Source organism: Bacillus sp. FSL R5-0512 (assembly GCF_038593295.1).
In the GTDB taxonomy this organism is placed as follows: Bacteria; Bacillota; Bacilli; order Bacillales; family Bacillaceae; genus Bacillus; species Bacillus safensis.
In genome coordinates this window covers 2,903,594-2,922,452 of record NZ_CP151982.1, presented here as the reverse complement: position 1 = coordinate 2,922,452, position 18,859 = coordinate 2,903,594, and the positions used below count along the sequence as shown (strand labels likewise).

At 43.0% G+C, this 18,859-nt stretch carries 24 protein-coding genes and 1 riboswitch; of the genes, 21 read left to right on the top strand and 3 right to left on the bottom strand.

The window, feature by feature from the left end; translation table 11 throughout:
* The first annotated feature begins 14 nt into the window (after positions 1-14).
* The 3 genes from NSQ25_RS15145 (at position 15) to NSQ25_RS15135 (ending at position 1,761) form a co-directional block, all read left to right on the top strand.
* The gene (locus NSQ25_RS15145; RefSeq protein WP_176544474.1) at positions 15-461 is read left to right on the top strand and encodes a YusW family protein; all 447 of its coding nucleotides are present in this window, start codon (positions 15-17) and stop codon (positions 459-461) included.
* A 146-nt stretch (positions 462-607) separates the two neighbouring features.
* Positions 608-1,438 carry an ABC transporter ATP-binding protein gene (locus tag NSQ25_RS15140; protein ID WP_008347057.1) on the top strand — a complete coding sequence of 277 codons (831 nt, stop codon included), beginning with the start codon at positions 608-610 and terminating at the stop codon, positions 1,436-1,438.
* Between the two features lie 71 nt (positions 1,439-1,509).
* Positions 1,510-1,761 (top strand): YusU family protein, encoded by a 252-nt coding sequence (locus NSQ25_RS15135; protein WP_034280853.1) that lies wholly within the window; start codon positions 1,510-1,512, stop codon positions 1,759-1,761.
* Between the two features lie 215 nt (positions 1,762-1,976).
* On the opposite strand, the gene NSQ25_RS15130 is transcribed toward NSQ25_RS15135, so the two are convergent.
* From NSQ25_RS15130 to NSQ25_RS15120, 3 genes are read right to left on the bottom strand one after another with little or no spacing between them, the layout of a single operon-like run.
* Positions 1,977-2,324 (bottom strand): spore coat protein, encoded by a 348-nt coding sequence (locus tag NSQ25_RS15130; protein WP_065215193.1) that lies wholly within the window; start codon positions 2,322-2,324, stop codon positions 1,977-1,979.
* An 11-nt stretch (positions 2,325-2,335) separates the two neighbouring features.
* Positions 2,336-2,587 carry a hypothetical protein gene (locus NSQ25_RS15125; RefSeq protein ID WP_326135765.1) on the bottom strand — a complete coding sequence of 84 codons (252 nt, stop codon included), beginning with the start codon at positions 2,585-2,587 and terminating at the stop codon, positions 2,336-2,338.
* 26 nt (positions 2,588-2,613) lie between these two features.
* Positions 2,614-2,751 carry a YuzL family protein gene (locus NSQ25_RS15120; protein WP_003212904.1) on the bottom strand — a complete coding sequence of 46 codons (138 nt, stop codon included), beginning with the start codon at positions 2,749-2,751 and terminating at the stop codon, positions 2,614-2,616.
* A gap of 199 nt (positions 2,752-2,950) precedes the next feature.
* Between NSQ25_RS15120 and NSQ25_RS15115 the strand changes: the two genes are divergently transcribed.
* From NSQ25_RS15115 to sufU, 18 genes are all read left to right on the top strand, one after another.
* A complete protein-coding gene (locus NSQ25_RS15115) occupies positions 2,951-5,338 on the top strand; it encodes a 3-hydroxyacyl-CoA dehydrogenase/enoyl-CoA hydratase family protein (protein WP_065215194.1) in 2,388 nt (795 codons plus the stop codon).
* A 12-nt stretch (positions 5,339-5,350) separates the two neighbouring features.
* A complete protein-coding gene (locus NSQ25_RS15110) occupies positions 5,351-6,526 on the top strand; it encodes an acetyl-CoA C-acetyltransferase (protein ID WP_041115740.1) in 1,176 nt (391 codons plus the stop codon).
* Between the two features lie 14 nt (positions 6,527-6,540).
* Positions 6,541-8,322 (top strand): acyl-CoA dehydrogenase family protein, encoded by a 1,782-nt coding sequence (locus tag NSQ25_RS15105; protein ID WP_065215195.1) that lies wholly within the window; start codon positions 6,541-6,543, stop codon positions 8,320-8,322.
* Between the two features lie 310 nt (positions 8,323-8,632).
* Positions 8,633-8,989, top strand: coding sequence for an arsenate reductase family protein (locus NSQ25_RS15100; RefSeq protein ID WP_024423406.1), 357 nt, complete (start codon positions 8,633-8,635; stop codon positions 8,987-8,989).
* Positions 8,990-9,055: 66 nt separating this feature from the next.
* On the top strand, positions 9,056-9,439 hold the full coding sequence (gene gcvH, locus NSQ25_RS15095; protein WP_008347039.1) for a glycine cleavage system protein GcvH: 384 nt from the start codon (positions 9,056-9,058) through the stop codon (positions 9,437-9,439).
* Between the two features lie 44 nt (positions 9,440-9,483).
* Complete coding sequence (locus tag NSQ25_RS15090; RefSeq protein WP_024423405.1) at positions 9,484-9,720, top strand: YusG family protein; 237 nt, start codon at positions 9,484-9,486, stop codon at positions 9,718-9,720.
* 131 nt (positions 9,721-9,851) lie between these two features.
* Positions 9,852-10,196 carry a toprim domain-containing protein gene (locus tag NSQ25_RS15085; RefSeq protein ID WP_034281437.1) on the top strand — a complete coding sequence of 115 codons (345 nt, stop codon included), beginning with the start codon at positions 9,852-9,854 and terminating at the stop codon, positions 10,194-10,196.
* Positions 10,197-10,208: 12 nt separating this feature from the next.
* Positions 10,209-10,511, top strand: a complete 303-nt coding sequence (locus NSQ25_RS15080) for a thioredoxin family protein (RefSeq protein ID WP_024426005.1) — start codon at positions 10,209-10,211, stop codon at positions 10,509-10,511.
* Positions 10,512-10,631: 120 nt separating this feature from the next.
* Positions 10,632-10,973, top strand: a complete 342-nt coding sequence (locus NSQ25_RS15075) for an SCP2 sterol-binding domain-containing protein (RefSeq protein ID WP_024423403.1) — start codon at positions 10,632-10,634, stop codon at positions 10,971-10,973.
* A 102-nt stretch (positions 10,974-11,075) separates the two neighbouring features.
* Positions 11,076-11,184: riboswitch (SAM riboswitch) on the top strand.
* A gap of 154 nt (positions 11,185-11,338) precedes the next feature.
* The gene (locus NSQ25_RS15070; protein ID WP_041115930.1) at positions 11,339-12,364 is read left to right on the top strand and encodes a methionine ABC transporter ATP-binding protein; all 1,026 of its coding nucleotides are present in this window, start codon (positions 11,339-11,341) and stop codon (positions 12,362-12,364) included.
* Entirely contained in the window at positions 12,357-13,025 is a 669-nt protein-coding gene (locus NSQ25_RS15065; protein ID WP_034280845.1) for a methionine ABC transporter permease, read from the top strand. Before NSQ25_RS15070 ends, NSQ25_RS15065 begins: the two co-directional genes overlap by 8 nt.
* Positions 13,026-13,039: 14 nt before the next feature.
* Positions 13,040-13,861, top strand: a complete 822-nt coding sequence (gene metQ, locus NSQ25_RS15060; RefSeq protein ID WP_024423400.1) for a methionine ABC transporter substrate-binding lipoprotein MetQ — start codon at positions 13,040-13,042, stop codon at positions 13,859-13,861.
* 275 nt (positions 13,862-14,136) lie between these two features.
* Positions 14,137-14,505 carry a carboxymuconolactone decarboxylase family protein gene (locus NSQ25_RS15055; RefSeq protein WP_003212803.1) on the top strand — a complete coding sequence of 123 codons (369 nt, stop codon included), beginning with the start codon at positions 14,137-14,139 and terminating at the stop codon, positions 14,503-14,505.
* 215 nt (positions 14,506-14,720) lie between these two features.
* On the top strand, positions 14,721-14,855 hold the full coding sequence (locus NSQ25_RS15050) for a hypothetical protein (protein ID WP_254965641.1): 135 nt from the start codon (positions 14,721-14,723) through the stop codon (positions 14,853-14,855).
* Positions 14,856-15,068: 213 nt separating this feature from the next.
* Positions 15,069-15,854 (top strand): Fe-S cluster assembly ATPase SufC, encoded by a 786-nt coding sequence (sufC, locus tag NSQ25_RS15045; RefSeq protein ID WP_007500355.1) that lies wholly within the window; start codon positions 15,069-15,071, stop codon positions 15,852-15,854.
* Between the two features lie 18 nt (positions 15,855-15,872).
* Positions 15,873-17,186, top strand: coding sequence for a Fe-S cluster assembly protein SufD (sufD, locus tag NSQ25_RS15040; RefSeq protein WP_326135763.1), 1,314 nt, complete (start codon positions 15,873-15,875; stop codon positions 17,184-17,186).
* Positions 17,186-18,406 carry a cysteine desulfurase gene (locus NSQ25_RS15035; RefSeq protein WP_024426002.1) on the top strand — a complete coding sequence of 407 codons (1,221 nt, stop codon included), beginning with the start codon at positions 17,186-17,188 and terminating at the stop codon, positions 18,404-18,406. Before sufD ends, NSQ25_RS15035 begins: the two co-directional genes overlap by 1 nt.
* Positions 18,396-18,842 carry a Fe-S cluster assembly sulfur transfer protein SufU gene (gene sufU / locus NSQ25_RS15030; RefSeq protein ID WP_008347017.1) on the top strand — a complete coding sequence of 149 codons (447 nt, stop codon included), beginning with the start codon at positions 18,396-18,398 and terminating at the stop codon, positions 18,840-18,842. Before NSQ25_RS15035 ends, sufU begins: the two co-directional genes overlap by 11 nt.
* The last annotated feature ends 17 nt before the right edge of the window (positions 18,843-18,859 follow it).

The following is an 18,859-nucleotide window of genomic DNA, read 5'->3' as shown; positions in this document are numbered from 1 at the left end:
GGAGGAAACACATGATGTGTTGGAAGAAGGCGGGACGAATAGGAGTGCTGCTCTTTATGCTGTCCGGCTGTCAATCAGTTGAACCGTTACAACAAACACATGAAGCAGAAGCAGAAAGTCTGTCAGCTGTTCAAATGAAGGAACTGCCATTTCAGCATGTGCATCTGCATGTACAATATGGACAGAAAAACGAATTATACGAAGCGACTTATCGTCAGGCAAGAGGCAAAGAGGAGGCGATCATTCGTGATCATATGAATGGGGTCCGCTATGAAGGAGAAGAAGCCTTGCGCGAAATGAAGATGAAGCTGAATGATATGTCGATTCCTAGTGAAAAGATCAATGAAGTGTATGTAAAGGAACTATTAGCTGCTTTTAATTTAGATGATGATTATCAGCGGATACAGATCGATCTGAAGCTAGAAGATGGGACCAAACGTACATTCCAAAGGAAGAAATAAACGAGACTTTCTCATTTTTTAAATGAAAATGATTTTCAAGATCACTTAAATCTGATACACTAAATTGAGATAAGTGATCTTTTACGTCTGTACATAGACGATATTTCATATAAAAATTTGGATGAGAAAAGGAGCGTTTGAGCGGAATGAGTGCCATTTCTACTGAAGGTTTAAGCTTAGGCTACGGAGAAACAATGATCATCGATGAACTAAATGTATCAATCCCTAAGGGTGAAATCACAGTATTTATTGGCAGTAATGGATGCGGTAAATCCACGCTACTTCGCTCTTTGGCCCGTCTCATGAAGCCAATGGGTGGTTCTGTCCTGCTTGAAGGTCATTCCATTGCAAAATTACCTACAAAAGAAGTAGCAAAACAACTCGCCATTCTTCCACAAGGACCAGAAGCGCCAGAAGGATTAACCGTGCATCAGTTAGTGAAGCAAGGCAGATATCCTTATCAAAATTGGCTGAAGCAGTGGTCGAAGCAAGATGAAGAAGCAGTGAACCGCGCATTAAAGTCAACAAAGATGGAAGACCTTGCTGATCGGACCGTTGATTCATTATCAGGTGGACAAAGGCAGCGTGCATGGATTGCGATGACGCTGGCCCAAGAGACCGATATTATTTTGTTAGATGAGCCGACGACATATTTAGACATGACACATCAAATCGAAATTTTGGACCTTCTGTTTGATTTAAATGAGAAAGAGCAGCGCACGATTGTGATGGTTCTTCATGACCTCAATCTTGCATGCAGATATGCTCATCATCTTGTGGCGATTAAAGACAAGTCAATCTATGCAGAAGGCAGACCAGAAACAGTGATTAATTGTGATCTCGTGAAAAATGTCTTTGATATGAATTGCCAAGTGACAACAGATCCTTTATTTGGAACACCATTATGTATTCCGCACGGTAGAGGACGCTGTATTGTGCAGCAAGCGCAAGCTGAAACATTTCTTGCTGCAAGATAATCGTATGTCAAAAGCCTGACATCTGTATCTCACAGAGTCAGGCTTTTTTCTGAAAAAGGAGCGGAATATCAATGGGAAATGAATTAGATGAAAAGCTGAAAGGCTTGCTTGATAAATATACAGAGCTGCTGCTCGGTGAATCAACAGACGAGCTGAAACAAGATGTGAAACAGTGGGTGATCTACTCTCATATTGCAAAAAGCATGCCGCCGCTAGCAAAGCATTTCAATGAAACGTATCCAGAAGCAAAAGAAGAAATCAAACACACGATTCAACGGATCAAACAGTTGAACGAAGCTCATCGCGCCAATAAAGACCGTTAAAAAACTGCCAGCAGCGTGTAGACAAACCCTCGCATTCTTTGTCAGTCCTGTGCGCTGGTGCTCACGAATGTTCAATTCGCTCCGCGCCAGTGCTCGTCCTTCCTAGACTGCAAAGGTTTTCTATCACGCTGAAAAGAAGACAAAGGGCTAAAATAAAAATCATTTTAGCCCTTTATCAACAATTGACTGCCAGCACTAGACTGGCAGTTTTTTTCTTATGACATTTGTGATGAACCGTACGGCGATTGATCTATCAGTGTTTGCTGGAATTTCTGGTGTGCCTGCTGGAGCTTTTGCTGATCAGCGGCTTCAACAGAATACCAGCCATATCGGAACATGACATCATATAAATGTCTTTGTGTTTTCTGTGTTTCCAGTGCAATTCGCTGAATATCCTGATAAAGAGATTCATGACTGAATTCATTGAGCGCTGTGTTGTATCCACTTGTCATATATTTTTCAGTCGACAAGAGATCTGTGACAAAATCACGATCGTTCATGTTGGTTGTTGTGGGAACCGGAGTTTGTGGATTCCCGATTTTTTGTTGGTTTTGCTGTTCCATGTTTTTTCCTCCTATTGCATAAAGCCAGTAGACAGGCCTTGCCCTGAGCTGCCTAAATGCTGAAGAATTTGTGTATAATGCTGATGATGCATTTGCCCAACTTGATTCAATTCTTGTTTCAAGGTTTGATCCTGGCAATGCTCGGCCATAAAATGAGCCTTTTTCATGGCGATCAAGTTCCAGTTGAGCATATCCTCTAAGTACAAGGAATCCTTCACTGAAATGACTTCTGGGGGCATATTCATTTGCTGATTATTCAACATGTGTTCCTCCTTACGATTTTGTTTCCTTACTGATTCTTTTTATATTGCTGATTTTGACTGGTTTTTTTCCCGCCAAGGTCTGCTTCCTGTGATGGACCTGCGTTTCCTTTTACACTTGCAGCACTTACGCCTGCTTTCGATGGGTTTTTCTTCAAACGAGACATGTGGACATCACCTCCATTCTTACAATTCCCTCTCATCTTTAATTCATACGCCGCAAAATAAGGCACACGAGAATGTGTAAATTTTTGAAATCTGCTATTGAACTGTTTCGGAAAATCTTTTAAGATAAAGAAAGAGGCATTGCTTTTTTTTGGACAAAAAATGAATGACTGTTCATTCAAAATGTTTAGGGGGATATTTATGGGCAAACATATTCGCAAGGCGGCTGTCATTGGTTCAGGTGTCATGGGCTCAGGCATTGCTGCACATTTAGCCAATATTGGGATACCAGTTACACTGCTAGATATTGTGCCAAATGAACTGACAAAGGAAGAAACGGCGAAAAAGCGGACGCTTGATCACCCTAGTGTTCGGAATCGATTAAGTCAAGAAGCGATGAAAAAATTATTAAAGCAAAAGCCAGCACCTCTTACTTCAGCAAAAAACCTATCATACATCACACCGGGAAATCTCACAGACCACCTTTCCTTATTACACGATGCTGACTGGATCATTGAAGTCGTCACTGAAAAGCTCAGCATCAAACAACACGTATTCTCTCTCATCGACGAACATCGCAAAGAAGGAAGCATCGTATCAAGCAATACATCCGGTATTTCAGTTGAAAAAATGGCAGAAGGCCGATCAGATGACTTTAAACGCCACTTTTTAGGCACACATTTTTTTAACCCAGCTCGTTATTTAAAGCTCTTAGAAGTCATTCCTATTCAAGAAACAGATCCAGAAGTACTGTCATTTATGAAAACATTTGGCGAGGATGTACTCGGCAAAGGTGTGGTTGAAGCAAAAGACACACCGAACTTTATTGCAAACCGCATTGGCACTTATGGACTTCTTGTCACAGTGCGTGAAATGCTTGAGAACAAATACACCATTGGAGAAGTGGATTCTGTCACAGGACCCCTCATTGGAAGACCGAAAAGTGCGACCTTCCGTACACTGGATGTAGTGGGACTCGACACGTTTTCTCATGTGGCACGAAACGTATATGAACAGGTAGAAGGAAAGGAAAAAGAGATTTTTCAGCTGCCTGAGTTTATTGAAAGAATGCTCGAAAAAGGATGGATTGGCAGCAAGGCAGGCCAAGGTTTTTATCAAAAAAATGGGAAGGTCATTTTAGAGCTTGACCCAGTGACGCTCACATATGGAGAACGCACAAAGCTAAAAGATCCAGGCATTGAGATGGCGAAACAGCAAAAGGGTGCAAAAGCAAAGTTGAAAGCGCTTATTTATCAGGATGGCCGTGCAGGGCAATTGCTTTGGAATATGACAGCGCCCGTGCTTCTTTATTCAGCTCATCTAAAAGGTGAAATTGCGGATGATATTCAGTCTATCGATAACGCCATGAAATGGGGATTCGGCTGGCAGCACGGCCCATTTGAGCTGTGGGATGCAATAGGTGTCAAAAAAGCCGCCGAACGCATGGAAGCAGAAGGTCACAGCATCCCAGCGTGGGTGCAAGACATGCTGTCAAAAGGACACGAGACATTCTATCAAGAGAATGCTGATGGAGAGCGAGCGTTTTATCATAACGGGGCTTATGAACAGGAAAAAGGAAACGACAAACATATTTCTTTAGCTAGATTGAAAAAGAAACACGACGTCATCTTCAAAAATTCTGGTGCGAGCCTGATCGATATTGGTGATGATGTCGCCTTGCTCGAATTTCACTCTAAAAGCAATGCCATTGGACTAGATGTCATCGATATGATCAATCGTGCTGTTGATGAGACAGAAAAGAATTATAAAGGGCTTGTCATCGGAAACCAAGGGAAGAACTTCTGTGTTGGCGCTAACCTTGCCCTGATTTTAATGGAAGCACAGGACGACAATTTCTTTGAAATTGACTTTGTGATCAGACGCTTCCAGCAGGCAATGATGAAGGTGAAATATAGCAATCGCCCAGTCGTAGCCGCACCGTTTGGGATGACATTAGGAGGCGGAACAGAAGTTTGTCTGCCGGCAGCAGCTATTCAGGCGTCCAGCGAAACGTACATGGGACTTGTGGAAGCGGGAGTAGGACTGATTCCAGGAGGCGGCGGAAACAAAGAGTTATATCTTCGTCACCTGCAAGGGTCAGTGAAGCCGTCGCAGACGGCTATACAGGATGCCACGCTGAAAACATTTGAAACAATTGCGATGGCAAAAGTATCAACTTCAGCTGAGGAAGCGCGGGATATGAACATGCTCCGCGTGAACGACCGGATCAGTATGAACGGGGATCACCTGATCTATGATGCAAAACAACTGGTGCTCTCTCTTGATGAAGCCGGTTATCGTGCGCCGCTCAAGCAAAAGGTGCCGGTCATGGGAGAAACAGGCTATGCAGCGATGATTTTGGCTGCTGAAAATATGAGACTGTCTGGATACATTTCAGAGCATGACATGACCATTGTAAAAAAATTAGCTCATGTCATTTCCGGCGGGAAACTGCCATTTGGAACAGAGGTAGAGGAGCAATATTTATTAGAGCTTGAAAGAGAAGCCTTTTTAAGTCTTGTAGGAGAAGTGAAATCACAGGCACGTATGCAGCACATGCTCGTCAAAGGAAAACCTTTACGTAACTAAGGGGGAGTCAAAATGAGAGAAGCAGTCATTGTCGCTGGCGCAAGAACACCAGTAGGAAAGGCGAAAAAAGGATCGTTAAAACATGTCCGGCCTGATGATATGGGCGCATTATGTGTAAAAGAAACGTTAAAGCGTGCCGGTGAATACGACGGACAGATAGATGATTTAATCATTGGCTGTGCAACGCCAGAAGCAGAGCAGGGGTTAAATGTGGCGCGGAATATTGGGGCATTAGCGGGACTGCCTTATACAGTACCTGCCATCACCATAAACCGTTACTGCTCGTCTGGTCTTCAATCTATCGCTTATGCGGGTGAACGTATTATGCTCGGGCAGGCAGACACGATTTTAGCCGGAGGAGTCGAATCAATGTCGCAGGTGCCGATGATGGGTCATTCTATTCGTCCAAATGCTCTCTTGGCAGAGCAAGCACCTGAATACTACATGAGCATGGGTCACACGGCAGAGCAAGTGGCGCAAAAGTATCAGGTTACACGTCAAGATCAGGATGCCTTTGCGGTGAGAAGTCATCAAAAGGCAGCAAAGGCACTTCAAGAAGGGAAATTTTCAGATGAAATTGTACCCGTTGATGTAACAGAGCGACGGGTAGGAGATCAATATCAATTAGAAGAGCATCAATTCACGTTCTCACAGGATGAAGGTGTGAGAGCAGGCACAACGGAGGAGATTCTTTCCACATTGCGTCCAGCCTTCTCAACAAAAGGCACGGTGACCGCAGGGAACTCTTCGCAGACAAGTGACGGGGCTGCGTGTGTGATGATGATGGACCGCGAGAAAGCATCCTCACTTTCTCTTCAGCCGCTCGCTAAATTCAGAGCATTTGCTGTTGGCGGTGTACCGCCTGAAGTGATGGGAATCGGTCCGGTTGAAGCCATTCCGCGTGCGCTGAAAATCGCTGGACTTGAGCTGAAGGATATTGGCCTGTTTGAATTAAACGAAGCGTTTGCTTCTCAGGCAATTCAAGTCATTCGCCATTTAGGAATTGATGAGGAAAAGGTGAATGTCAATGGCGGGGCCATTGCGCTCGGACATCCGCTCGGCTGTACAGGAACGAAACTAACGCTGTCACTGATTCATGAAATGAAACGGCGAAACGAGCAATTTGGCATTGTCACAATGTGTATCGGCGGGGGCATGGGAGCAGCAGGCATTTTTGAATTGATCTAAAGGGGGAAATCAGGATGAAAGCATTGGAAGATGTAAAAAAGGGTGGAAGCTTTTTAATTGATGAGACGAATTATGAGCATATTTTTACACCGGAGGATTTCTCTGATGAACATCAAATGATTGGAAAAACAACAGAGGATTATATTTTACAAGATGTGGTTCCGCATATTGATCAAATTGAAAACCATGAGTTCGAGCATTCGGTCAGGCTTCTCAAAAAGGCTGGTGAGCTTGGGCTGCTTGGAGCTGATGTGCCTGAGGAATTCGGCGGGCTTGGATTAGATAAAATCAGTTCAGCGATCATTACTGAAAAATTCGCTAGAGCAGGAAGCTTCTCACTTTCCTATGGCGCTCATGTTGGTATTGGTTCTCTGCCGATCGTGCTCTTCGGAAATCAAGCGCAAAAGGAAGCGTACCTGCCTGGACTCGCCTCTGGTGAAACCATTGCAGCGTACGCACTCACTGAGCCAGGATCAGGCTCTGACGCTCTTGGAGCAAAAACAACCGCAGTTCTGAATGAAGCAGGTACTCATTATGTCCTGAATGGAGAAAAGCAGTGGATCACAAACTCCGCATTTGCCGATGTCTTTGTTGTGTATGCGAAGATTGATGGTGAACACTTCTCTGCTTTTATCGTCGAAAAGGATTTTCCAGGTGTCAAAACGGGACCTGAGGAGAAAAAGATGGGCATTAAAGGATCATCGACAAGAACATTAATTCTTGAAGATGCCCAAGTACCGAAGGAGAATTTGCTTGGTGAAGCTGGCAGAGGTCATGTGATTGCGTTTAACATTTTGAATATTGGGCGCTATAAGCTGGCAGTCGGCACAATCGGTGCATCAAAGCGCGTCATTCAATTGTCGGCAGAATATGCGAACCAGCGTAAGCAGTTCAAAACACCAATTTCTCAATTCAGCTTAATTGGTGAAAAAGCAGCCAATATGTCAGCAAAGCTCTATGCGATGGAAAGTGCTGTTTACCGTACGGTTGGATTATTTGAACAGCGGATGGGGCTCTTAAGTGATGAAGAGCAAAAAGACGGCAAACAAATTGCCCAATCCATTGCGGAATATGCGATTGAATGTTCTCTCTGTAAAGTGCTCGGCTCTGAAACGTTAGATTATATTGTGGATGAAGGCGTGCAGATTCACGGCGGATATGGATTCATGCAAGAATACGAGGTCGAAAGAGCCTATCGCGACTCACGAATTAACCGGATTTTTGAAGGGACAAACGAAATCAACCGTTTGCTTGTACCAGGTACATTCTTGAAGAAAGCGATGAAAGGAGAGCTTCCGCTGCTTCAAAAAGCGCAAACCTTACAGGAAGAGCTGATGATGATGATGCCGGAAGAGCCAGGCGATCAGCCGCTCGATCAAGAAAAATATTTGCTCGCTCATGCGAAAAAGATCGCCTTAATGGTGGCTGGTATGGCAGCCATGAAATACGGGAAAGCCTTAGACAAAGAGCAAGAAATTCTTGTGAACATAGCCGATATCGTCAATGAAATTTTTGCTGCTGAATCAGCGATTCTGCGCACAGAAAAGGCAATCGCTGCAACAGGGGCAGAAAAGAATGAACAAAAGCTTGCTTACACACAAATTTTCACGCAGGAGGCTTTCTTAAAGATTGAAGCCCATGCAAAAGAATCCTTGATTGCGATGGAGGAAGGAGATTCACTCCGCATGAGCCTGTCAGCCCTTCGCAAGCTGACGAGATTTACGCCGATCAATGTCATCGCCAAAAAGCGCGAAGCGGCAAAACGAATCTTTGAAGCAGAGAAATATATCGTATAAGGACGGCTTAAAAGGTGCGGATATCACTCCGCACCTCAGCGTGTAGACAAACCCTCGCATTCGTTGTCAGTCCTGCGTGCCGGTGCTCACGAATGTTTCATTCGCTCCGCTCCGGTACTCGTCCTTCCTAGACTGCAAAGGTTTTCTATCACGCTGAAAAGAAGACAAAGGGCTAAAATAAAGATCATTTTATCCCTTTGTCAACAATCTGAGGTGCGGATATCACTCCGCACCTTTTTGTAAGCATACATTTAGGTTTTTAAAATATTTTGTGATAAAATGTTGTCACAATTTGCAGGAGGTGAAAATGGTGGCTTTAGATTTTTACGAATACCCATCTTGCGGTACATGCCGAAAAGCAAAAAAGTGGCTGGAAGCACACAATAAAGACATCAACAGCATACATATCGTCGAAGAGACGCCTGATAAAGAAACATTAAAAGCTCTTTACGAAAAAAGCGGTTTAGAGCTGAAGAAATTCTTTAATACAAGCGGACAAAAATACCGGGAGCTGCAGCTGAAAGATCAACTTCCTGCAATGTCAGAGGACGAGCAGCTAGAATTACTCGCGTCTAACGGAATGCTGATTAAGCGCCCGATTACAACAGACGGAAAACGAGTCACGGTAGGATTTAATGAAGATACATTTAAAAGCGTCTGGAAATGATGTAACTTTCATTCAGATTGTGGTATCTTCAATATAGATTGTAAGAAAAGACTGGAGGGGTATTGAATGAGCACACCAAAAGATTTACGTTATTCAGAAGAACATGAATGGGTCAAAGTAGAAGGAGATAAGGTGCGTATCGGTATTACGCATTTTGCTCAATCTGAGCTGGGCGATATCGTGTTCGTTGAGCTTCCTGAAGTAGGAGACAAAATCACAGCGGACGAGCCTTTCGGAAGTGTAGAATCAGTAAAAACTGTTTCTGAACTTTATGCACCGATCAATGGCACAATCGTTGAAGTGAACGATGAGCTGGATGACAGCCCAGAATTCGTCAACGACTCTCCATACGAAAAGGCATGGATGATCGTTGTAGAACCAGCTGATGCATCTGAAATCGAGAACTTAATGACAGCTGAGCAATATGAAGAAATGACAAAAGAAGACTAATTCATGAGAAATTGGACACTCTACCTTTATGGGGGGTGTCCAATTTGTCTTTTCAAAAAGAACACGTGGATATAACAGAGCATGTCACTGGACGATTCAAAGAAAGCGGCATGGTGCTTTATCATCAAAATGAAGAGATTGGCACGATGATTAGTGAAAACCAATATGAGCTGAAATCGGGATATTCCTATGATCAAAATCGTTTTTATCGTTTAACGGATACATTGACCGATGGGACAGAAAAATATGTTGACTGTGACGATGAAAATGGCTGGTGCTAATCACAGATGAGACTGCAGTGAACAGAAGCTGCAGTCTTTTTGATGACGAGGCGCTCAATCTTTACAACCTGAATGAAAGATTGTAATCTAAGGAAGAAGTGAATCAACGTCAAAAGGGCCGGGTGATCGTGATGAATGTCGAGATAGAAAAGGTCATCATTGTAGAAGGTAAAACAGACAAACAAAAGCTAAAAGAAGTCATAAGTGAACCTGTTACCATCATTTGCACCAATGGCACGATCAGTACATCGAAGCTGGATCAGCTTGTGGACGATTTATTGGGGAAAGACGTTTACATATTAGCTGACAGTGACGATGCAGGCGACAAACTGCGGAAGCAATTTCGAAAAGAATTCCCTGAAGCACTTCATCTTTTTGTCGACAGAACGTACCGCGAAGTGGCCGCTTCACCCTCAGCCCACATTGCATCTATCCTATTAGCTGCAAACATTGATGTTCATTCGAAATATTTATGAGGGTGGACGTATATGAAAGAGATTGAAGAACACGAATTCAAGGAGATAGAGGACGATTTATTTCTTTTATACTTATATACACCGTTTTGCGGAACATGCCAGCTGGCAAAGAAAATGCTGGCAGTCGTAGACGCTATGCAGCCGGATGTACCATTTTACGAAAACAATTTAAACTATTCACCAGGCTTTGCGAAAGCATTTGAAATCGAGAGTGTTCCTTGCTTTCTCCTGTTTAAAAAAGGTGAATTGGTGCAAAAAGGCTATGCCTTTCACTCAGTTCCATATCTTCATGAAATGATTGAAACCGCTAAATAAAGCGGTTTTTTGTCATATTTCAAGAAATTCATTTGAAAATTTGTCGAGTTATTTATAAAGGACAAGAAGATGTTTGTAGAGAAATGTTATGTATAACCAAATGACAGGGAGGTTATACATGTGGAAAATGTGAAAGCCCATGGTAACACAGGGCAGCGTTTATTATTAAAGCCGCTGCTCTCATCATCATCCTTGAAGATTACATTTGAGGCGGAAACTGACTCTTGTACATTGATTGTGGATGAACGTGGTGAAGTGAAGAAACTACCTGCAATTGAGTTATCGGATCTCATCTTTTATGGTGAGAGGAAAGAAATTCTTCAATTATTAGACGGAGATATGTCCTTACAGCAGTTAATCAGCAGGGGACAAGTCAAAGTCAAAGGGTCATTCCGTGCGCTTCTTAGACTAGAGGCAGTGCTTTGGCTGACGAACGGCTTTTTTCGAAAAATGATAACGTAGTTGTTTACTTGGAAATTAGCGATTTACAGCGTTGACATATCTCGGGTAGCATGATATTCTACGTTAGTAAAAACATGAACATCACATAAAACAACATATTTTCTCTTATTAAGAGAGGTGGAGGGACGTGCCCTATGAAACCCGGCAACCGTCAGCATAGCTGAAATTGGTGCCAATTCACTCAAAGCCGCAGCGCTTTGAAAGATGAGAGAAAGGCGTAATTGACATAAAAGGCCTTTCTGCTTGCGTTGCAGTTAGGTCTTTTTTACTGACCTGGCGCCAGGCTAGAGTCATGACAGAAAGAAGAATAAATAACGTATGTGATGGAAACCTATAGATTCAGCAAGAAAGCAGGTGATCAGACTGTGATCCATTTACAGAATGTATCAAAAACGTACCATTCAAAAAGCGGAAATGTTGATGCCGTGAAAGACGTCAACCTGGATATTGATAAAGGTGAAATATTCGGAATTATCGGGTATAGCGGTGCAGGAAAAAGCTCGCTTATTCGCCTATTAAACGGTCTGGAGCTGCCAACAGAAGGAATTGTTGAAGTGGCAGGCAACCGGATCAATGAAGTATCGAATGCGAAACTTCGGAAAGCAAGACAAGAAATCAGCATGATCTTCCAGCACTTTAATTTGCTTTGGTCAAGAACGGTGAGACAAAATATTATGTTCCCGCTTGAGATCGCAGGTGTACCGACATCAAAACGGAGAGAGCGTGCGAATGAACTGATTAAATTGGTCGGTTTAGAAGGAAAAGAAAATGCGTATCCGTCTCAGCTGAGCGGCGGGCAAAAACAGCGTGTCGGCATTGCGAGAGCATTAGCGAATGATCCAAAGGTTCTTCTATGTGACGAAGCGACATCTGCGCTAGATCCGCAAACGACCGATTCGATCCTTGAGCTTTTGGCGGATATCAATAAACGATTAGGGCTCACGATTGTGCTCATTACACACGAAATGCACGTCATTCGCAAAATTTGTCATCGCGTTGCGGTCATGGAAAATGGACGCATTGTCGAAGAAGGCGAAGTATTACGCGTCTTCAGACAACCGAAGGAAGAAATGACGAAACGATTTGTGCAACAGCTTGCAGAACCAGAGGAAGCGAAAGAAACAATTGAGCATGTGCTAGAGCGAGTAAAAGAAGGTCAGGTCGTACGATTGTCCTTTATCGGAGATTCTGCCGAGCAGCCGCTGATCACTGAAATCATTCGATCCTTCAACGTCGATGTGAATATCCTTCAAGGGAAGATTTCTCAAACGCAGGAAGGCGCGTTTGGAACACTCTTTATCCACATTAATGGAGAAGAGACCGAGGTAGAAAAAGCCATCGCCTATATCCAAAGCAAACAGGTTGAAATCGAGGTGATGACACATGTTTGAGAAATGGTTTCCGAACGTTGATTTAGACGTCATCTGGAGTGCAACAGGTGAAACAGTGTATATGACACTCATTTCATTGGCATTTGCTTTTGCCATTGGTATCATCCTTGGACTATTACTCTTTCTAACGAGTAAAGGCGGTCTTTGGGAAAATAAACCGATTAATGCTGTCATCGGCGCTGTCGTCAACATTTTCAGATCGATTCCTTTTATCATTTTAATTATTCTATTACTAGGGTTCACGAAATTCTTAATGCATACGATTCTAGGCCCAAATGCAGCACTCCCTGCCCTTGTCATAGGGTCAGCTCCATTCTATGCACGTCTTGTCGAAATTGCACTGCGTGAGGTAGACAAAGGAGTCATTGAAGCAGCACGATCAATGGGAGCGAAAACGTCGACAATCATTTTCAAAGTATTGCTGCCAGAATCATTGCCAGCCCTTATTTCAGGTATTACCGTAACAGCAATTGCTCTGATTGGCTCTACTGCGATTGCAGGTGCAATTGGAGCAGGCGGACTTGGTGACCTCGCCTATGTGGAAGGGTACCAATCTGGTAATACAGATGTCACACTTGTAGCTACTGTGTTTATTCTCATCATCGTCTTTATTATTCAAATAATCGGTGATTTGATTACAAATAAAATTGATAAACGTTAAGGGAGGATTTATTCATGAAGAAATTGATATTAAGTGCACTATTTCTAGCATTTGCAGGTATTTTAGCTGCGTGCGGTTCATCAAATAACGCAAGTGAAAGCAAAACCATTACGGTTGCCGCTTCAAAAACGCCTCATGCCGAAATTCTTGAAGAAGCAAAACCACTTCTAAAAGAAAAAGGCTACGATTTAAAAGTGAAAGTGCTTAGCGATTATAAAATGTACAACAAAGCGTTAGCTGAAAAAGAAGTGGATGCGAACTTTTTCCAACATATCCCTTACTTAAACGAAGAAAATAAATCAAACAAAGATTATAACCTAGTGAGTGCTGGTGCGGTTCACCTTGAGCCTTTCGGTATCTACTCTAAGAAATACAAATCTGTAAAAGATATTCCAAACGGCGGCACAATCATCATGACAAACAACGTAGCTGAACAAGGCCGTATGCTTGCCCTGCTGCAAAATGCTGGTGTCATCAAGCTTGATCCAAAGGTTGATACAATCAACGCAACAGTAAAAAACATTAAAGAAAACCCAAAGAACCTAAAATTCAAAAAAATCGCGCCTGAATTAACTGCGAAAGCTTATGAAAACAGTGAAGGCGATGCTGTATTCATCAACGTCAACTATGCGATCCAAAATAAATTGAATCCGAAAAAAGATTCAATTGAACTTGAGCAAACAAAGAACAACCCATATGCAAACATCGTTGCGGTTCGCAAAGGTGACGAAAAATCAGATAAGATCAAGGCACTAATGGAAGTTCTTCACTCTGATAAAATCAAAGAATTCATCGACAAAAAATATGACGGTGCAGTATTGCCTGTATCTGAATAACAACATTTCAACCTCGCTTCTATCAAAGCGAGGTTTCAGCATGTAGACAAACCCTCGCATTCTTTGTCAGTTCTGCGCTCCGGTACTCGCCCTTCCTAGGGCTGCAAAGGTTTTCTATCACGCTGAAAGGAAGATAAAGGGCTAAAATAAAGATCATTTTAGCCCTTAATCAACAATCTGCAACCTCGCTTCTACCAAAGCGAGGTTTTTTGTGTATTTTTTCAAATCTCGCTCATAATAAAAACGTACAAATGACCTGAAGGGATGGAATCAAGATGAATGAACAGCATATGAGCGGATCCATGCAGCAATCACTGACTGATTATAAAACCGCAATGGGTGAATTCCAGAAGAAAATGCCGGTGTTTGGAAAGAAATTCAATGAATTTACGGAGCAGTGCTTCCAAAGCGATTCATTAACGCAAAAGGAAAAACAAATGATTGCCCTCGGTATCAGTATTCATGCGCAGGATGAATACTGCATGATTTATCATACAAAGGGAGCGCTCGATCAAGGGGCGACAGAAGAGAATTTGCTGGAGGTTGTCAGCGTGGCGGCAGCTTTTGGCGGCGGAGCAGCACTAAGCCAAGGAATCACTGTCGTTCAGCAATGTATTGATGAATTTGGAGGACAGACGCATTAAGGGAAGCATAACACGGTATTTTTCCATCTCAGGGAGTTGAGCGCTTCTCATCCGTTTGTGTGAGAAAATATGCCAGCATAGGGTGTCATATCCCTTTTGAGTGAAGCCGCATACGTTTGCTACAATAAAGCTACACTCAAGGAAGGGAATGGTTTATTATTTGTTCGGACCATAGTACACTAGGATTGGATTATACCGCCGAGATGGAAAAGGCCATGCATCAAGCTCATGGCATGAGCTATGCAGAGTACGAAAGAGACCATGACTTACGGATGAAAGTGGAATATAAACGAGAGCAGTCCTACCGAGATGAGAAAAGACAGCTCGCAAAAATGAATATACGAGGCTAATAATAGCTGAGGGGCGGGGAGAACAGTTTCCCGCCCTTTCTTTATGAAAACAGTCTTTTCGACATAAATCCTTTTATCTACCTGCTTTTTTTGTTAGAATTTTGAGAGCATCCTCTCACGCTTATCGTGAATGTGTTGTATTCAGTTTTAATTTGTTATAAAATTAGAATGAGAATAAATTGAGAATAATGATTATTTTGGAGGTATCGATATATGACTGCTTCGACATTAACAATTAAGGACTTGCACGTTGAGATTGAAGGGAAAGAAATCTTAAAGGGTGTAAACCTCGAGATAAAAGGTGGAGAATTCCACGCAGTAATGGGACCAAACGGAACAGGTAAATCTACTTTATCTGCTGCCATTATGGGTCACCCAAAATATGAAGTAACAAAAGGCAGCATCTTGCTTGATGGCGAAGATGTCCTTGAAATGGAAGTAGATGAGCGCGCTCAAGCTGGTCTTTTCCTTGCGATGCAATACCCATCTGAAATCAGCGGTGTTACAAATGCTGACTTCCTTCGTTCTGCAATTAACGCACGCAGAGAAGAAGGCGATGAAATCTCTCTTATGAAATTCATCCGCAAAATGGACGAAAACATGGAGTTCCTTGAAATGGACCCAGATATGGCACAGCGCTACCTAAACGAAGGTTTCTCAGGCGGGGAGAAAAAACGCAACGAAATTCTTCAATTAATGATGATTGAACCAAAGATCGCCATCCTTGACGAAATCGATTCTGGTCTTGATATCGATGCCTTGAAAGTTGTTTCTAAAGGAATTAACAAAATGCGCGGCGAAAGCTTCGGCTGCTTAATGATCACTCACTATCAGCGTCTGCTGAACTACATCACACCAGATCACGTTCATGTCATGATGCAAGGTCGTATCGTGAAATCTGGCGGACCAGAACTCGCGCAGCGTCTAGAAGCAGAAGGCTATGACTGGATTAAAAAAGAGTTAGGAATTGAAGACGAAACTGTTGGTCAAGAAGCGTAAGCGTTAGGAGGATTATTGATGACATTAGAAACGAAATTATCAGTAGATCAAGATTATGTCAAAAGCTTCTCCGAGAAGCATCAGGAACCGGCATGGATGAGCTCCCTTCGCTTACAGGCTCTTGAAAAAGCAGAAGACCTCCCAATGCCAAAGCCTGACAAAACGAATATTTCAAAATGGAATTTAACGAATTTCAAACAGCATACAGTCGAAAGTGCGCCATTTGGATCATTAGAAGAGCTTCCAGAAGAAGTGAAATCTCTGATTGATTTAGAGGACACAGATAAGACAGTTTACATTCAGCGTGATCAAACGCCGGCCTATTTGTCTCTTTCAGCTGAAGCAAAAGACAAAGGTGTGATCTTCACTGATCTTCATACATCGATTCGTGAGCATGGAGATTTAGTGAAACAATACTTCATGACAGATGCAGTGAAAGTGGATGAGCATAAACTAACAGCTTTACATGCTGCTTTAGTGAATGGCGGAGCTTTCCTCTATGTACCGAAAAACGTAGAGCTTGAAGCACCAATTCAAGCTGTTTATCTTCATGAAAATGATGAAACGACTTTGTTCAACCATGTCATCGTCGTAGCAGACGATCATAGTGCTGTGACATATGTAGAAAACTACATCAGTACAGCAAAACCGGAAGAAGCGATCTTCAATATCGTTTCTGAAGTGTTCACAGGCGCTAACGCCCGCGTCACATACGGTGCTGTAGATAACCTTGCAGAAGGAGTCACAGTATATGTAAACAGACGCGGTATGGCAAATGGCCGTGACAGTAAAATCGAATGGGCGCTTGGCTTGATGAATGATGGAGACGTCGTATCTGAAAACATCACAAAACTGATGGGCGACGGTACATTCGGTGATACGAAATCAGTTGTTGTCGGCCGAGGAAACCAAACAGAAAACTTCACAACAAGCATCATCCACTTCGGTAAAAACTCTGAAGGGTATATCTTGAAGCATGGTGTGATGAAGGATCAAGCATCTTCTATCTTTAACGGAATTGGCAAAATCGAGCATGGCGCAACAAAGTCAAATGCAGAGCAGGAATCACGTGTCCTCATGCTGAGTGAGAAAGCACGCGGTGACGCAAACCCAATTCTTTTAATTGATGAAGATGATGTGACAGCAGGGCACGCCGCTTCTGTTGGACGTGTTGATCCAATTCAATTGTACTACCTCATGAGCCGCGGGATTTCCAAAGAAGATGCAGAAAGACTTGTGATTTATGGCTTCTTAAATCCAGTTGTAAAAGAACTGCCGATTGAAGGAGTTAAAAAGCAGCTGATTTCTGTGATTGAAAGGAAAGTAAAATAATGAATATCAAAGACGTTCGTGAGCAATTTCCAATCCTTCATCAGCAAGTGAACGGACATGATTTGGTGTATTTGGACAGTGCAGCGACTTCTCAAAAACCAAGAGTGGTCATTGATGCAATGAATGAGTATTACCGGTCTTACAACTCGAACGTCCACCGGGGTGTTCATACCCTTGGCACAAAAGCAACGGACGCATACGAGGGTGCGAGAGAGAAAGTTCGTGCATTCATCCGTGCTTCATCTGTCCAGGAGATTATTTTTACTAGAGGTACAACAACTGCACTAAACACAGTGGCGATCAGCTATGCTAGAGCCAACCTCAAAGAAGGCGATGAGATTGTCATTACGCATATGGAGCATCATGCGAATATCATCCCTTGGCAGCAAGCAGCAAAAGCAACTGGCGCCACATTGAAATACATTCCGTTACAGGAAGACGGCACGCTATCGCTTGAAGATGTGAAGCAAACGATCACACATCAAACGAAAATTGTCGCAGTCACACATGTCTCAAACGTATTAGGAACCATCAACCCGATTAAAGAGATCGCCAAAATTGCCCACGGTCATGGGGCAATCATTGTCGTCGACGGTGCGCAAAGCACCCCGCACATGCAAATTGATGTTCAGGATCTAGATTGTGACTTTTTCGCATTCTCTGGGCATAAAATGTGTGGACCGACTGGCATCGGTGTGCTTTACGGGAAGAAGGACCTTTTGAATAATATGGAGCCTGCTGAGTTTGGCGGTGAAATGATCGACTTTGTGGATCTATATGATTCTACATGGAAAGAGCTGCCGTGGAAATTTGAAGCGGGAACACCGATTATTGCTGGAGCAGTTGGACTAGGAAAAGCAATTGACTTCTTAAATGACATTGGTATGGAGGAAGTCAGCCGTTACGAGCATCAGCTTGCGACTTACGCGCTTGAGCGCTTTAAAGAGCTTGACGGTGCGACTGTTTATGGACCGCAGCACCGAGCTGGGCTTGTGACGTTTAACTTAGACGACGTCCATCCGCATGATGCGTCAACTGTTCTGGATACGGAAGGTGTCGCCATTCGTGCTGGACACCACTGTGCACAGCCGCTCATGAAATGGCTTGGTGTATCAGCGACTGCAAGAGCAAGCTTCTATCTGTATAATACAGAAGAAGAGATTGACCAACTTATTGCAGCGCTCCGTAAGACAAAGGAGTATTTTACGAATGTCTTTTAATGTAAACTTAGATACACTGTACAGACAAGTGATTATGGATCATTATAAAAATCCGAGAAACAAAGGTGTGCTAAACGACAGCATTGTCGTCGATATGAACAACCCAACGTGTGGTGACCGCATTCGTCTCACGATGAAAATCGAAGACGAAAAAGTCATCGATGCGAAATTTGAAGGAGAAGGATGCTCGATTTCGATGGCATCTGCCTCTATGATGACGCAGGCGATTAAAGGGAAAGATATTGAAACAGCTTTGAAAATGTCTCAGATTTTCTCCGATATGATGCTAGGAAAAGAATACGACGATTCCATTGATCTTGGAGACATTGAGGCGCTGCAGGGAGTGGCAAAGTTCCCTGCCCGCATCAAATGTGCAACATTATCCTGGAAGGCGCTTGAAAAAGGCGCATCTGCCGAAGATAACGGCAAATCATAAGATTGGAGTGAAAATGG